Source organism: Patescibacteria group bacterium (assembly GCA_041661505.1).
Lineage (GTDB): Bacteria > Patescibacteriota > Patescibacteriia > Patescibacteriales > JBAZCA01 > JBAZCA01.
On record JBAZUF010000001.1, the window covers coordinates 169,613 to 185,726 of the forward strand.

At 45.2% G+C, this 16,114-nt stretch carries 14 protein-coding genes; all 14 read right to left on the reverse strand.

What is annotated here, in order from left to right; all coding sequences use genetic code 11:
- Positions 1-87: 87 nt before the first annotated feature.
- The 14 genes from WC715_00875 to nrdR all read right to left on the reverse strand — a co-directional run bounded on the left by WC715_00875 (position 88) and on the right by nrdR (position 16,008).
- Positions 88-1,620, reverse strand: coding sequence for a glycosyltransferase family 2 protein (locus WC715_00875; protein MFA6171003.1), 1,533 nt, complete (start codon positions 1,618-1,620; stop codon positions 88-90).
- Between the two features lie 95 nt (positions 1,621-1,715).
- The gene (locus tag WC715_00880) at positions 1,716-2,462 is read right to left on the reverse strand and encodes a PHP domain-containing protein (protein ID MFA6171004.1); all 747 of its coding nucleotides are present in this window, start codon (positions 2,460-2,462) and stop codon (positions 1,716-1,718) included.
- Between the two features lie 8 nt (positions 2,463-2,470).
- Entirely contained in the window at positions 2,471-4,465 is a 1,995-nt protein-coding gene (locus tag WC715_00885) for a CxxC-x17-CxxC domain-containing protein (protein ID MFA6171005.1), read from the reverse strand.
- Positions 4,466-4,580: 115 nt separating this feature from the next.
- Positions 4,581-6,071, reverse strand: a complete 1,491-nt coding sequence (locus tag WC715_00890) for a hypothetical protein (protein ID MFA6171006.1) — start codon at positions 6,069-6,071, stop codon at positions 4,581-4,583.
- Positions 6,072-6,162: 91 nt separating this feature from the next.
- On the reverse strand, positions 6,163-7,353 hold the full coding sequence (locus WC715_00895) for an HTH domain-containing protein (protein MFA6171007.1): 1,191 nt from the start codon (positions 7,351-7,353) through the stop codon (positions 6,163-6,165).
- Between the two features lie 114 nt (positions 7,354-7,467).
- The gene (locus WC715_00900; GenBank protein MFA6171008.1) at positions 7,468-9,009 is read right to left on the reverse strand and encodes a ComEC/Rec2 family competence protein; all 1,542 of its coding nucleotides are present in this window, start codon (positions 9,007-9,009) and stop codon (positions 7,468-7,470) included.
- Positions 9,002-10,189: a peptide chain release factor 2 gene (prfB, locus tag WC715_00905; protein MFA6171009.1), complete on the reverse strand. Its 1,188-nt coding sequence runs from the start codon at positions 10,187-10,189 to the stop codon at positions 9,002-9,004. The genes WC715_00900 and prfB overlap by 8 nt, the downstream gene beginning before the upstream one ends.
- A gap of 108 nt (positions 10,190-10,297) precedes the next feature.
- Positions 10,298-11,524 carry a trypsin-like peptidase domain-containing protein gene (locus WC715_00910; GenBank protein MFA6171010.1) on the reverse strand — a complete coding sequence of 409 codons (1,227 nt, stop codon included), beginning with the start codon at positions 11,522-11,524 and terminating at the stop codon, positions 10,298-10,300.
- 27 nt (positions 11,525-11,551) lie between these two features.
- Positions 11,552-11,872 (reverse strand): MGMT family protein, encoded by a 321-nt coding sequence (locus WC715_00915; GenBank protein ID MFA6171011.1) that lies wholly within the window; start codon positions 11,870-11,872, stop codon positions 11,552-11,554.
- 15 nt (positions 11,873-11,887) lie between these two features.
- Positions 11,888-12,220: a hypothetical protein gene (locus WC715_00920; protein MFA6171012.1), complete on the reverse strand. Its 333-nt coding sequence runs from the start codon at positions 12,218-12,220 to the stop codon at positions 11,888-11,890.
- 99 nt (positions 12,221-12,319) lie between these two features.
- Positions 12,320-13,057, reverse strand: coding sequence for an anaerobic ribonucleoside-triphosphate reductase activating protein (locus tag WC715_00925; protein ID MFA6171013.1), 738 nt, complete (start codon positions 13,055-13,057; stop codon positions 12,320-12,322).
- Complete coding sequence (nrdD, locus tag WC715_00930; protein MFA6171014.1) at positions 13,057-13,203, reverse strand: anaerobic ribonucleoside-triphosphate reductase; 147 nt, start codon at positions 13,201-13,203, stop codon at positions 13,057-13,059. The genes WC715_00925 and nrdD overlap by 1 nt, the downstream gene beginning before the upstream one ends.
- A gap of 102 nt (positions 13,204-13,305) precedes the next feature.
- On the reverse strand, positions 13,306-15,510 hold the full coding sequence (locus WC715_00935) for a ribonucleoside triphosphate reductase (GenBank protein MFA6171015.1): 2,205 nt from the start codon (positions 15,508-15,510) through the stop codon (positions 13,306-13,308).
- Positions 15,511-15,531: 21 nt separating this feature from the next.
- Entirely contained in the window at positions 15,532-16,008 is a 477-nt protein-coding gene (nrdR, locus tag WC715_00940) for a transcriptional regulator NrdR (protein MFA6171016.1), read from the reverse strand.
- Positions 16,009-16,114: the final 106 nt, after the last annotated feature.

The following is a 16,114-nucleotide window of genomic DNA, read 5'->3' on the forward strand; positions in this document are numbered from 1 at the left end:
GTGAGTTTGAAATTTTGTCCGTAAATTTTTTGTCATTCCTGAATTTTTCAGCTAGCGAGCGAGTAAGAAATTGAATACCCCTCCTGCCTACCTCTCCTTCGGCGTAACAAAAAACCCCATGTATTTCCCGAGCGCCAAACGCGTTTGAGCTTCCAGGCCCGGAATTGAGCCAAAAACAATAATGCTTACCGGCAAGATTATCCATTGAAGGAACATAGTTAAGCTTTTTCCGATGCCGTAATTTTTCGGCCGGCTCGGCAAAAGCATGGTGGAAACCACGGCTGAAAAAACCAATCCTATCATAGCGACAGTCATCAAGCTTCTGGTAACAAACGGCAAATTGGACGAAATCACCATAGCGTTAAAACTCTTGCCGCCGAAGAATACCGGCAGCCAGCCGATGACGCCGATGATTAGGGCGTTAGTCGCCCAGGAATGGAAGCCGTAAAGCTGGACAAAAATGCGGCTTAAATATTTGCCTTTGGGCGCCTTTTTATAATTTTTGATGAAATTGAAAAAAAGATAAGGGACATTCTCTACGCCCCAGCCCCAGCGCCTTTGCTGGCGGTAAAGCGATTTCATGGTTTGCCAGGGAGTTATGTCCATGGTTACATCCATCGAAAGCGGAAAGTAAAGCGGTTCAACGCGGTAATCGCCGTTGTAGTAGCAAAACCCGTGCCAAAAAATCCGCGAGTCTTCCGAAACCATGGTCGTTGACCAAAAGCCCATTTCTACCAAAGCCCGCCAGGTCATCGAATGAGAAGAATAGGTGGCTAATTTTTCCTGCCGCACCTGTTGCATCATCTGCCAAAAAGTATTAGAAGAGGCGGCGACGCGGGCAAAAAAAGGCGCCCGCCAGACATTATTATGGTATAAGGGAATCGGCTGATAAGAAGCCCGGTAAGGATCCGGGACGGTTAGAAAAGTCTTGGCCAAACAATAAAAATAACCCGGATGGATTATTGTATCAACGTCAAAAACACTCACTAATATTTTATCGTAATTAATTTTCTTCGGGTCAATTATTGCTTCCTTAACTTTTTTCGCCGCGAAAGCCTGATTGGCGCCTTTGCCTTTTAATTCGCCCGGAGTGTCCGGATGATAAGTAATTAAAAAATCGCCGAAATATTTTGAAAATTCCTCTTGGATGATGCCGGCTTTTAAAACTCCGGCTTCTCCCTCCCTTTCTTCAACCGCCAAAACTACTATCATCTTCTCGGCCGGATAGCCTTCGTCCTTTATCGCTTGTATAGTTGGCCGGATAACTTCCGCCGACTCCATATAAGTCGGCAAAATTACCAGATGGTAAATCTCTTCCCAGCCCGGAAGTTTTCGGCAGGCTTCTTTCCAGTCTACTTTTAGATTGGCTTTCATTTTTTTATAAGAGGCAAAAAGATGAATGCCGAGATAAACAACGAGCAATAACCAATAGACGTCAAAAGCGATAATGAAATAGGCGACCCAAATCGGCTTTATGAACGAAAAAACCACTAGAATCACCAAAGTTCCCCAAGAAAAAATCCCCGGCACCATTTCAAGCGCCCGGTATAACTTTTTGTCAGATCCGGACAAGTCCGTTGCCTTGCCCACTTTTAGATAATCAATTTTTTTCACTGGCATGTTTAATGGCCATCCAGCGGCTTTCAGATAACGCTCATGCCGATATTATCGCGATGGCTAAAATTAGTCAATAAAATGCCCTTTTTATGGAGAAATTATTCACGAACGGCTACTTTTGCCTGGCGCAGGCGGTAAAGCTTTAAGGGATACTTTAAGAGGTATTTTAAATAAAAAAAACTGAAAGTCCGGACCAGGCTCCGTAAACGCTTAGGCCGGGTGCAATTAATATAATTTCCATTCCGGATGGCGCAAAGGACCGCGGCCGAATTTTTTTCTTCGGCGTCGATCATTAAGTAATCAGTGTCAAAATATTTTAAATAATGCATATCGGCCGTCGCGATGAAGGGCAGGTCGTGGTCGCGGGCGATTTTTTCCACCTTCTTGTTGCGGTTCATTCCAACCGTATAAAACCAGCTGTGCTCAATGGCATCAAACATATTAATGAATTTCCTAAGCCGCTTCCGGCCCATTGAGGCAAGAAAGTTAAAGTTTGGGTGGGGCGCGATAATAAAAATTTCCGGGTTCTCTTTTTTATACCGGGCCAGTTCGGTAAAGCTTTTTACGTTCTCGACTGACGGGCCGCAGTTTAAAACTAAGACGTGGTTTTGGCGGAAAAAAAATTTCATCGCCAGCTCAATCCCCGGAATTAAAACTATCCCTTTTGACCGGGCATACTGGCCGTGTTCTTCCCGGTAAACGAACTTGCGGTGGCCGGTTAAAGCCAGCACCTCAAATCCGAGCTCTGACGCGCGGTCTATCAGCTCGAAAATATCATAGCTTATAGCGTGACCGTCGGAAAAATCTTCTTTGGTATGGATATGGAGGCTCGATTTTAACTGCATAGTTTGTTTTAGTCGAATTTAATCGTTTCACCGGCTTTTATTTTCTTTTCTTCTTTCGGATTATTTCCTTCCCTGGGTTTAGAGCTTGCGGCGGCTTCGGGTTCGGCTTTTTTCAGGTGACCAAACTTTATGGGCGCGATATTCTTTAAATCGCTTAAGGTAATTTCTTTCCAACTCTCGCCTTCGGTTCCGGCAAACCTCAAGCCGCTAACCGGCGGTTTTTCTTTTGGCGCAGGGGCTTCAGTCCCGCTAACCTCTTCCAGCCGGGCAAGTTCCAGAAGTTTTTTCTTCCTTCGCTCCTCGACTTCTTCATTTTTCTCCTTCTTTATCACTGTAAGGCATTCTTTGCAAAATACCGGCCGGATCCCGTCAGGAGGAAATGAAATTTTAGTATCTTTGCCGCAACGGGAACAAGCCGCGTTGTATTTGTAAATCTCTTTATTATCCTCCCTAAATCCCGCCGAAGACTCTTGGCGGCTGTTTTGCTCATCCTTCTTAGGCAATAAAGCAATTTCTTTCGCCCGGATGCCGTTTGATTCCCTTGCTTCTCTTATCGGGGTCTTGGCCTTTTTTTCATCGCGCCCGTTCCTTGGGCTATTTGAGCCGGCCGAATTTTTTTGTCCCCGGGCGGAAGAAAACCCTTTCGGCTTTGAAGAGGATCTTGGCGCCGGCCCTTCTTCTTTTTTTTCGTCAAACGCGTGCCAGCGGAAAATCTTCTCTTCAACTTCGTTTTTTTTCTTGGAATACCGCTCCCGGGAAACCTTGATTACCTTCCCGGTGCTTTGGGTGCGCAGTATTTCCTTTAAGGGAGGCAGTCCGCGGGCCGAAAACGGGTCTGAAGAAACCCCGTCAATCATCAACTTAAGATACATTTCATATTTTGGCAAATTAACCAGATCTTCTTCAGTAAAAGTCGGAGTAAATTCTTTAACCAGCTCTTCAGCGTCCGTGGCCCCGACCCGGAATACGGCTAATGTGCCGACGTTGCCGAAAACCGCCGCCTTAACCATATCTCCCAGCTGTTCGATATATTGGTGGCCCATGATCAGATTTAAATGATATTTCCGGGCTTCGGACAAAATGTTGGCAAAGCTGTCAGTGGCAAAATTTTGGAACTCATCGACATAAAGGTAAAAATCCTTCCGATCGGCCTCGGGAACGTCAACCCGGCTCATGGCCGCGAGCTGGATTTTGGTAATCATCATGCTCCCTAAAAGCGCCGAATTATCTTCGCCAATCCTGCCTTTTGACAAATTAAGGATTAAAATTTTTCCTTCATCCATAACTTTGCGGACATCAATCGAGGACTTAACCTGGCCGATAATATTTCTTATTAGCGAGCTCGACAAAAATTGACCGACTTTGTTTTGGATCGGCGATACGGCCTCTGAAGCGAACTTGTCGGCGTAACCGGCAAATTCCTTGACCCAAAAAGTTTTTACCACCGGATCCTGGATTTTGTCGATGACTTTTTTCCTAAAATCTTTATCCGAAAGCATCCGGGTTACGGCGAGTAGCGTCGACCCGGGATAATCCAAAACCGCGAGTATGGTATTCCTTAAAATGTATTCCAATCTCGGCCCCCAGGAATCGGCCCAAAGTTTTTGAAAAACGCCGATCAACCCCGAGGCGACCAAGTGCCGAAGGTGCGGCTCTACCCGCTCCAAAACGTTAAACGCGATCGGGAATTCCATGTCCGCCGGATTAAAATAAATGACGTCATTAATCCGTTCAGCCGGCACAAAGTCAATAACCTTTTCCGCCAAATCGCCGTGCGGATCAACAACCGCCACTCCCCGCCCGGCCAGGATGTCGCCGATAATCATATTTTCCAAAAGCGTCGATTTTCCCATGCCGGTTTTTCCGATGACGTACATGTGCCGCCGCCGGTCGTCCAGCTTAATCCCAAAAGTCTGGTTTTTGTTCCGGAAAGTGGTAATGCCAAAAAGAGTGATATCGCTATCCTTGGCGGATTTTTCATTGTTAAATTTATCCATGTCCATATCAAGTGCCGTATTTATAGAACTATTATTGAAGCCTTTTTTACTCGCGTATTAATTTTACGCTTTACTTTACAATATTATTCATTATAATCACTTTTAATTAAAGAAAACAAAGTCAGGCAAAAGGCAAATTTTCCGGCGCTTCGCCCTTATGTTTCGCTTTATCCTCCTTTTCATTTCTCCTTTCTTCCTCATCAGCCCAAGGCTTTTCCTCCTGGAAAGAAATTCCCGGCTCGGGCCGGATATCTTCGAAGAATTCGATCTTTTCCTGCACTTCGCCTTCAGAGTGGATTGGCAGGCCCATCGGCGCCTCGGCTTTGCGGCCCGGCGCTTTTTGCAAAAGCGGAGCGTTGACCGCCGATTCCAGCGGGAAATGCCAAAGAGTGGCCAGCTCCTCGACATTCATGATTATCGGCAATTTTCCGATCGCTCCGTCGCGGCCTTTATAGCCTTTCATAATTTTATATTTTTTAAGATTTCTCCTTTCATCGACAAAAAAATAATGAGCCCGGGTCATAGTAAGCTCCATGTCCGGCCTTAAGCTATTTAAATCATTATCGACAAATTGCTTCATATATCCGACAAAGCCGCCGAAAGATTTGCCTTTATGGAAAAGTTCCTTTTTGGCCAGATAAATAAACCTGATTTTAGTATTATAAGCGACTTTGGAAACCTTTTCCTGGATGGCTTCGACTCTTTTCTTTTCCGCCGGATTAAGCTCAATCATGGTCTTCACTTTTTTCTCTTCCTTTTTCTTTTCGTCTTCTATGTCCCCCCAGAGCTTATATATCGCTTCGCTTAAATCATGCAGAGCCTGAAGAAAGAGGGCAATTAGGGTTTCGCCAATGCCTTTTTTTCCCACTTCCTCCCCGAAAATTTTCTTGACTTCATCGTCGGCTATACCCATCCAGTCAAACCCGATGGGCTGGAGCAATATCTGGTACCACATCTGCTCTCCGGGGCCTAAAGATGACATGAGCGCCATTAGCGTGCCGTTGGGGTCTTTGAAAGACGATTTTTCGTCAATGCCGGGCTTGGCAACTTCAAATTTTTTGTAAGTCTTAATCGGATAAGCCGCCGGCTTGGTATAAGTGAATTCAGTTCCAACCAGATCCCAGGCTTCATCCGGAAATCTATCCGGCGTATCGCGGGTATAGTCGTCAATCTCGGTGATTTCCGCGTCAGGATATTGGGAATAGATCGCCGATTCAACCAGATCCCGGTACCGGAGCGGACTGCGGATGACGTACTGGATATATCCGTCGATAGACACGATTTCCATCGAAAAACGAAGCTGCCATTCACCCATCCACCAGCGCTCAAAAACATTTATGGTCATGTGGGCGCCTGCCAGATAATTAAAAATATTTTCTACCGCCAAAGGCGACTGCTCATTGCCGCGCGGAACATCAATCGCCAAAAAGACGTATTTCTGGGCTCTGGCGTATTGCAACTGGATATAATACAGCCAGACAGTCCGCGCCCCGAAAAGGTAAAGGATGAAAAGCGGCAGCCAGCCGGCGCCAAAAAAAATCTTCAGCAATATCTCATGCACCGGCAAACTGAAAAATTGTACGACCGTACTTAAATCAATTACAAAATCCATATAATCTCTTTAATTTATTTTACCATAATTCGGCCGATATAACAAAAACCGCCCCAGAGCTTGGAGCGGTTTTTTGCTGGTATAAGGAAGCTTAATTTTCTTTGGTTATATTAGCCGGTTCTTTGGTCCGGTAGCTGTTCCCGTCTCTCATAAACCGCTCTTTGTTGGCTAGAGCCAGGGCGATAGTGGTCTTTTTTACCATTCTTTCTTTTAATACCTGGTCAATGATTTCTTCCCGAGTAAGGGCGGCGCCGGCTTTATCGATGATTTCCGATATAATTTCAGCCACCGTCCCCTGCTTTAACCCCCATTCGGCTAAGCCATACATCCCCCGGCCGACTAAAATAAATTTGTCGTCTAAAATCAGCTCGTTGTGGGCCGAAGCGATATTGGTAGTTTTTTTGTCAAAACCAACCCCGTCTATTTTTTTAGCGATTTCGGCAAAATGCATCGGCCGGGTTTCGTTTTTTAACACCAGATAAATTTTTTCGTTTAAATTCCTCGGCTTGATTTCCGGCCAATGGGAAAGCCCCCAATGCCCGAAAACATTGCGGTCAATCGCTTTGGCCGCTTTGAATATCGAGTATAAAATATTTTTCTCTTTGCCTGGTTCGGTTTCAATTTTATCCTGGTAGTAAGGCGAGAGGTCGATTTCAACTTTAACATTATCAAGGCTTTCTTCCAGTCCGGCCGCGGCGGCGGCTTCGCGGGCCAAGGAGAAAAGTTCTTTAGTCAAAAGGATGCTTCCCTTTTCCCCGATCTTTTTTTTCAATTCGCCGATTAGCTTTACCCAGTGGCTTAAATCCTCTCCGGTAAGCTTGATGTGGGTTGAAAATGAGTCTGATTTATTGACCTCTTCAAAACCGTCAAGGATTTTTAAAATAATAAAATTATAAAAATTTCTGAAAGCGCTTTCCTCGCCGGCCGGCTTTCCTTTTAATCCGTAATAGGCCAGGACTTCAAACAAATGGTCTTTTTCCATCATCCCGCCGTGGGCGGCAATCAATTCTTTAATTAAATTTTCCAGGGCGATCAGATTAACTTTGTCCCTTGATTCCCGGATCTTCCGCAGTCCGGCTGATTCGATTTGCCTTACTCTTTCGCGGGTAAGGTTGTGGATTTTCCCGATGCCTTCCAAAATTTCTTTTTCCCCTCCCTTTAGGCCGTGGCGCCGGATGATGATGTCTTTTTCCCGTTCTTTTAGACGCGAAAGCAGCTCCTCGGTAATTTCCGAAGGATTCAAGTTTGATAAATCCTCAATTTTGATTTTTACTGCGTCCATAAAAATTGCAAACGCCCCCTAAACACCTGCCTGTTCGGCCGGCATAACATTTTTTTCGATTAGCTTAATTAAAAGGCTTGGGGATAATCAAGTCTAGCTAATATAACACGAAAATCATCCAAAGTCAATAGAAATTTCGGCTTTATTCCTCTTTATTATAAAAAAAGCTAATATTAAATAATATATTGCAAAATAAGGCCAATAATTGAGTTGTATTTGCGGATGGGAAAACGGAACAAGAGAAAGAATTTTTGTTGCTCCAATTAAATATTTTATCATGAGCCAAACCGGGAAAAAGGCAATCTTTGCCATTAAAGGAATAAATAAGCCGAATATTATGCCGAGGACGGTAAAAATCATTATCGGCAAAATCGTCCACAAGGCGATTAAGTTCGCAACCGGAGCGATTAAAGATATAAAATGGAAATTATAAATCAAAATCGGCAGAGTAAGGACTTGGGCGGCCAAAGTTACAAGAATTGATTCGGTAAAAATCTTTGGGATAAAATTTAGAAGCTTGACTCGCCCGTACCACGTTTTTAAAGGGGGATAGAAGTAGACCAGGCTCATGGTTGCCATAAACGACAGCTGAAAGCCGACGTCATCCCTTAAAATTTTAGGATTGGCAAGGAGCATTATAGCGGCGGCGAGCACTATCGAATTAGTCATTTTATTTAGCCGCCCAAGCTTCAAGGCCCATAAAAGAAGAAAGCCCATCAGCCCGGCGCGGATGGCCGATGCCGGCATGGCAACGAGGATAATGAAGCCGATTATCCAGGCCGTAGTCGCGTAAAAAGCATACTTTCTTTTTACGCCTGCCATCAAAAGTCCGTTCATGATCAGGACAACCAGGATGCTTACGTTCATTCCGGAGACGGCCATGATGTGCGTCAGTCCGGTTTGGGAAAAAGCCAGGTTCAAGCCGGCCGGCACGCTTTGGCGGATGCCGAAGGTTATAGCTTGGGCGAGCGAGCTCTCGGGTTCCCCCAGGCTGGAATTTACTGTTCTTTTAATTCCTTTTCTGAATTCCAGCACCTGATTATAAAACCAACGGGGCGACAGCATGGAATATTTTGCTTTCTTCACCAATTTCGCTTTGGGATAATAGCAAACCGAATAGATGTCATAGCGCGCCAGATACCGGTCGTATGAAAAATCGTTTATCATGTCCGGCTGTTTTAAATGGCATTCTATTTCCAGCCGGTCGCCGTAGTTATATTCGGGAAAAATATTTACGGTTGTGAGGACTCTCCCTTTGACCGGCAGTCTCTTGTTATCCATCATGAGACTGGCTGCGTCAATTTTTAATTTCACATTGCTCTCGCGAATATCCGGATCATCCGCCACGGTTCCGGTAAATTTAATTGTTTCGCCGTTATAATGCCAAATCCGGTCAATGTAATTTTTCGGCATGGAGACAGAGTAGCGCCAGATTCCAAAAAACAGAACCGCGGAAAACAAAAAAACAAGGCCAAGGCCCCGTTTCTTTAAATTCCACGCCAATATGAGCATTATAATCCAAACTATCGCCCCGGCAAACCACCAGGTCTCTTTAGAAAGCCACCCATCCGGAAAAAATGACGCCAGCCCAATGCCGGCGATAAACGACAAACAGGAAAACAACAAAATTTTTGATTTGGTAAAATAGCTAGACATTCTTCCGCAAATAACTTTCCATAAACCCGTCCAAATCTCCGTTTAATACGCCGTCGATATCCTGGGTTTCATGCTGGGTGCGGTGGTCTTTTACCATTTTGTACGGCTGCATGACGTATGACCGGATTTGCTTTCCCCACTCGGCTTTTTGGGCTTCGCCGCGGAGCTTTAATTCTTCAGCCCGCCTTTCGTCTTCGCGCATTTTGATTAATTTTGATTTTAATATTTTAAAGGCGTTTTCCTTATTTTGATGCTGGGAGCGCTCGGACTGGCAGCTTACAACAATGCCGGTCGGCTTGTGCACCAGCCTGACGGCCGAGTCGGTCGTATTGACGCTTTGGCCGCCCGGCCCCGAAGAGCGAAAAACGTCAATCCGGACATCTTCGTCTTTTATTTCCAAGTCGGGCGCGTCCGCCAGTTCGGGAATTACTTCAACCAAAGCGAAAGATGTATGGCGCATGTCCTCGGCGTCAAAAGGCGATATCCGGACTAACCGATGGACGCCGTTTTCCGAGCGGAGATAACCGTATGCCCAATCGCCCTTAACGCGTATTGTCGCGCTTTTTATTCCGGCTTCGTTGCCGTAGCTTTTGTCTAAAATTTCCGCTTTCCATTTTTTCTTTTCGGCAAACCTTAAAAACATGCGCTCCAGGATTTGCGCCCAGTCCTGGGCGTCAGTTCCGCCGGTTCCGGCGTGGATCGAAAGGATTGCGTTTTCGGAGTCATACTTTCCGGAAAATAAAACCTTGAATTCCAATTTTTCAAATTTCTTTTTTAGCTCATTGAATTTTTCCCGCATCTCATCATGCAGGCCAACATCTATTCCATTGCCATCCAAATCCCCCTCGCCGGCTTTTTTCTTTTTGCCTGCGCTTTTTTCGTTGCGGTCTTTTTTTTCTTTTTCACGACTTTCTTCGGCTTCTTTTTCCGCCAAAGCGACAAACTCTTCAAGCTCCCTTACTTCTTTTTCCAGCTCATCCCATTCGGCGGCTTCAGATTCCAGGCTTTCCATGCGCCGCCCGGCTTCAACAGCATGCTCGCGGTCATTCCAAAATCCGGCTTTTCCCATTTCCATTTTTAATTCTTTCACCTCAACCCTCTTTTTTTCAATATCCAAAATCCCCGTCGTTTGGGCGATTTTTTCCCTTAGCTCTTCCAGTTGTTTTAAGAGGTTTTCCATAATTAAAACATAAAACCACATCTTCATGGTATCTTTTTTCCTTATATTGGTCAATAAAAGGCGGATAAAAATCCGCCTTCTTAAAAAAAATTTATATTATTCACATGCCTACTGCTTCATCTCTTCCAGCTTCACTTTAATATTTTTTTCCTTTCCTTCGTGTAAAATTTTCAAGGACACCTCATCACCGGGCTTGAAACGCGAGAGTTCATTCGCGAGCGGGTTGGTTTCGGTAATGTCATGCCCGTTAACTTGCGTAATTATATCGTTTTCTTTAAGGCCGGCTTTGTCGGCGGGCGAACCGGGGATTACGGCTAAATCAGACGCGTTTTGGCCTTTAGTTATTAAAGCTCCATGATTAACCGGCAGTTTGTTATTGTCTGCCAGAGCCTGGTTAATTAAAACATACCGGAGGCCGAGCCAGGGCCGGACGATTCGGCCAGTGGCTTTGACGCTTTCAATTGAACCCTTGACTTCATTAATCGGGATGGCAAAGCCGATATTTTGCGCGCCGGCGACAACCGCTGTATTGATGCCGATCACTTGCCCGGCGGCATTTAAAAGCGGGCCGCCGGAATTTCCCGGATTAATGGACGCGTCAGTCTGGATAACGTTAGAAAGCTGTTCGGAAGATTCAAAGCCGCCGCCGGCCACGACCGAGCGCGCTAACCCGGAGATCACTCCGACAGAAACCGTATTTCTAAATTCGCCTAAAGCATTGCCTATCGCGATGGCGGTTTGGCCGACATTCAGATTCGAGCTATCGCCCAGCTCAACCGCCGGGAGGCCGGCGGCGTCGATTTTTAAAATCGCCAAGTCATTAACCGCGTCCCGGGCCAATACTTTGGCCGGGTATTTTTTTCCGCTGTTAGTCAAAACCGTATAATCGGCTTTATCGTCGGAAACTACGTGCCGGTTGGTAGCGATATAGCCGTCAGCAGTCAGAATAAATCCGCTGCCTCCGCCAATTTCCTGTTTTTGGAGATTTTGGTAATCTTGGTTTCCGTTGTTCGGCGTCCCTAAGTTAAAATCATTGCCGAAAAACTGCCGGAAAAAATAATTATTAAATAAATCATTTTGACTGCCGGCCGGCAGGTTCTTAGAGATTATTATGCTCACTACCGCCGGTGAAACTTTTTTTACCGCGTCAACGACTGCCGATTCTTCATTAACCACCCTTACTCCGCCCGAGCTAAAAGTCCCTCCCAGCCGGCTCAAATCGGCGTTTTGCGAGATCACCCCGGACCAAAAACCAACCACTCCGCCAAAAATCGAGCTTACAATAATTGAAATTATCACTATTGTGCTTAAGAACTTTTTATTTTCTTCACTCATATATTAAATGCTAGCATCTATATTTCCTCACAGTCTCATGAATTTTTCATTAAAATCTTTTATTTTGCCTTTTATTATCGCAAGGCCCTCGCGCCCAAGGAGTTCGGCTTTCTTTTTCGCCCCTCCGGCATAACCTCCCAAAGCTCCATCCGATTTTACGATCCGGTGGCAAGGCACTTTTGGCGCGTGCGGATTTTTATTTAAAGCGTTGCCAACCGCCCGGGCGGCCTTAGGCCTCCCCAGGGCTCTCGCCGCTTCCCTGTAAGTTGACACTCTTCCTTTTTTAATCTTTTTTATAACCTCCAGGACTTCATTTTCAAAATCAGTTAATTTATTTTTTACCGCCATAATATTTACAATTTTCTATTGGTTGTCCATGATATTTTTAAGCTGGGGCGAAACATTTCGGACGTCCGAAGGGTTTACGGCCTTTAAAAAATCCGAACCCAGATTAGAGCTTTCCCCTCCTAAAAGCGATTGGTACTGGCCGATCATGTTTCCTAAAAGCGGGGGGAGAAAAATCAAACCGGCGATAATCGGAAGAACAATTATTAACAAATAAATTATGCTCATCACCTTTTGGAAGTTTATATAGCTTTTTATGCCCTTGGTCATTTTGTGAATCTCTTCGGTCAATTGGAGATTTCTCTCCATAAGCTCTTCCAACTGTTTGTTGTTTGAATTTTCGCCGTTCATAGATTCTGATTTCAATTAGAAATGATCAATTTTTTCCCGCCCTTAAAGCGGTTATTAAAAATTGCCCATTGAAAATTGTTTACCTTGATAATTTATTAATTATCTAATCCCGCAATTTTTTACGTATTTCAAAGCAATTTTCCGAAGTCCCTCCATCTCTTTCATATTATACGCTTTTTCTCCCCGAAATCTTTCATTTACCAGTTCGGTTTCTTTTTTAAACCCCTGTAAAAACCAATTTTCCTCCCCTTTTATAAGTTTTCCCAGGGCTTCAATATCGCTTTTATCAACCAGGCCGGGAACCGCGGTCGTCCGGAATTCGCGCGCCACCCCGCTTTCCCTAATTATTTTAATACTTTTTTTTATTTTATCCAAGCCGAACTTAATGCCGCAGGCTTTTTCATATTCTTCTGGCGCGGCCTTTAAATCCATGGCAATATAGTCAGCTAATTTTTCCTTAAAAATCCGGGAAAGCATCTTTGGGTTCGAGCCATTGGTATCCAGTTTGATGAGATAGCCGAGCTTCTTTATTTTGGCGAGGAATTCGGGCAGGTCAGGTTGGATGGTCGGCTCTCCGCCGGTTACTACCACCCCGTCCAGCTTCCCTTTTCTTTTTTTCAGAAAATCAAAAAGATCACCCTCCTTAATTCGGGGATGACCTTCTTGCCCTTCACCTTTTGGTGAAGGATATTTTACCTTGCCTCGCCTTTTGGGCCAGACAAGCACGGGGTTGTAGCAGTAGTGGCAGCGGAAATTACAGCCCTGGGTGAAAACAATGGCTGCGATCTTTCCCGGGTAATCGAGCAAGCTGAATTTTTGTAATCCGCCGATTTCCATTACTCATCGCATTCTTTTACATTAAACATCTTCCGGTTGGAAAATTCCGCCTGTTTGGAATCGTTCCATTGCTGGACCGGGCGGAGATAACCGCAGACGCGGCTGTAAACTTCGCAGGGCTGTCTTTTTGTTTCGATTGGGCTCATATTTTTTCTTTTTTTGGTTTTAATTTTCATTTTTGCATGGGGAAAATTAAATCCAATATTTAATTATATATATTTAAGTAAAAATACTTCTAGGCATATTAATCAGGCAAGCAGCCGGATTAAATCGCGATCCAGATTTACTTTGTCTTTTCCCGCTGATTCGGCGCCTCTTTCTTCTCCTTTAATTCCCTGGCTAGTTTTAGGATTTTCATAACCCGCTTTCCGGCCAGGCCCATTGCCGCCGGATCCGGATTCTCTAAATTTATCAGTCTTTAATTCAACAATCCCGTTCTCGGCGTCGCACTTGGGACAGAAATAATGTTCGCCGGCCAGGTAGCCGTGCTTGGGGCAGACCGAAAAGGTCGGAGTGATAGTAAAGTAAGGCAGATGGTAATTGTAAGCGATTTTTTTTACCAGGCTTTTAACCGATTCGGCCGAAGGCAGGGCTTCGCCGACAAAAGCGTGGAAAACCGTTCCGCCCGTATATTTGGTCTGCAGGTTGTCCTGCAAGTCCAGGGCTTCAAACATGTCGTCGGTGTAATTGACCGGCAATTGGGTCGAATTGGAATAGTAAGGCGAAGCTTTGCCGGCCATAACGTCTTTGTCGTTTGCCACGATTAATCCCGGGTATTTCTTTTTGTCCAGATTGGCGAGGCGCCGAGTTGACCCTTCGCCCGGCGTCGCTTCCAGGTTATATAGATGATTGGTGGAATTCTGGTAATCCATCATTTTCTCGCGGATGAAATTCATCATCTTGTCGGCAAAAGCTTTGCCGGCCGCGGACGTAATTGAAGCTTTGATCGGCGCGAAATTTAAAAGCGCTTCGTTCATGCCAATAATGCCGATAGTTGAAAAATGGTTGTTCCAATAGCCGCCAAAGCGCATCTTAACGCTGTCGAGATAGTGCCGGGCATAAGGATAAAGCCCGCCGTCGGTAAGATCTTCCAAAATTTTTCTTTTCATTTCCAAACTTTCTTTGGCAATTTGCATTAAATTGGACAAGCGCTCGAAAAATTCTTCTTCGGTTTTCGCGAGATACCCGATGCGGGGAAGATTGATGGTTACAACGCCGACCGAGCCGGTCAAGGGATTCGCGCCGAACAATCCGCCGCCCCTTTTTCGGAGTTCCCGGTTATCAAGGCGCAACCGGCAGCACATAGACCGCGCGTCCTCCGGCGACATGTCCGAATTGATAAAGTTGGAAAAATACGGAATGCCGTATTTGGCGGTCATATCGAAAACTTTCATCGCCACCGGAGAATCCCAGGCAAAATCCTTGGTTATATTGTAAGTCGGAATCGGGAAAGTAAAGACCCGCCCTTTAGCATCCCCTTCCATCATCAGCTCGGCAAAAACTTCGTTAAAAATATCCATTTCAGCCTGGAATTCCTTGTAGGTTTCTTTCTGGGGCTGACCGCCGATAATCACCGGCTCATCTCGCAAGCTCCCGGTAACTACCAAGTCCAGGGTTATATTGGTAAATGGGGTTTGGAAGCCGACCCGGGTTGGGACGTTAATATTAAATAAAAATTCCTGCAAAGACTGGCGGACTTCTTTTCGGGTTAAATTGTCGCGGCGGATAAAGGGGGCAAGATAGGTATCGAAGTTGGAAAAAGCCATAGCGCCGGCCACTTCGCCCTGCACGGTATAGAAAAAGTTAATCACCTGGCCTAACGCGGTTCGGAAATGCTTGGCCGGCCCGGATTCGATTTTTCCCGAAACACCGCCGAATCCGCGCGTAAGCAAATCGCGCAAATCCCAGCCGGCGCAATAGGGGGCGATAATTTGCAGGTCATGCAAATGCAGATCGCCGTCTTTATGAGCCTCGCGGATATTGGCCGTATAAATTTTATTCAGCCAATAATTCGAAGAAATATCCGAAGCGATATGGTTATTTAACCCTTGCAAGCTGTAGGACATGTTAGAATTTTCCTTTACTCTCCAGTCGGTATTATTAATGTACGAGTCAACTAGGCTCGCGTAATCAACCAAAGATTTCATGTCCCGCAGGCGCGCTCTTTGGTCGCGGTACAGGATATAAGATTTAGCGGCTTTAATCTGGCGGTTAGAAATTAAAACCTCTTCAACAATGTCCTGGACTTCCTCGACGGCCGGAATAGACCGGGCGTGGAATTTTTTGTTTAAGGTTTCGATTACGTCCGCGCTTAACTTTTTCGCCAATTCGCGGTCCGGCGCGCCGATAGCTTCGGTTGCCTTAAAAATCGCTTCAGTAATTTTTTCCGGCAAAAACGGAGCTATATCGCCTGAACGTTTTAAAATCTGCGTTACTTTGTTTTCGACTTGCATGGGTTCCATAAAATATTTAATTTATTTTTGTTTGGTTTCCTTAGCTTTTCTCGTCAAAAGTTTATCCAGCTCCTCGGAGAATTCGTTAATGTCCTTAAACGACTGGTAGACGCTTGCAAACCGGATATAGGCTACCTTATCGATTTTTTTCAGGTGCTTCATAATTAAGTGTCCGATCTGATCCGCCGTCACTTCGCTTTTGCGCAATTTCTGTAAATCCCTTTCGATCAAATTAACGAGCTTTTTGAAACTGTCCTTGGTAATCGGCCTTTTTTCCAAAGCTTTTTTAAGTCCGTTTTCAAGCTTTTCCCGCTGATACGCCTCTTTCCGCCCGTCCCGCTTAATAACCATCATTTCCAGGATTTCCAATTCCTCGTAAGTCGAGAACCGGAAAAGGCATTTTAAACATTCCCGCCGCCTTCTTATCGAAAAACCGTCAGAGGCCACCCTTGAGTCCACCACTTTAGTATCCTTATAGTAGCAGATGGGACACTTCATGTAGTTCGTTAGACGCATATCCCTAAAGGATAACGCGTCCGAATTAAAGCCTTATTAATTTAGTGGCCCGTCCAATAAAAAACCTGCCTGACGCCAGGCAGGAAGC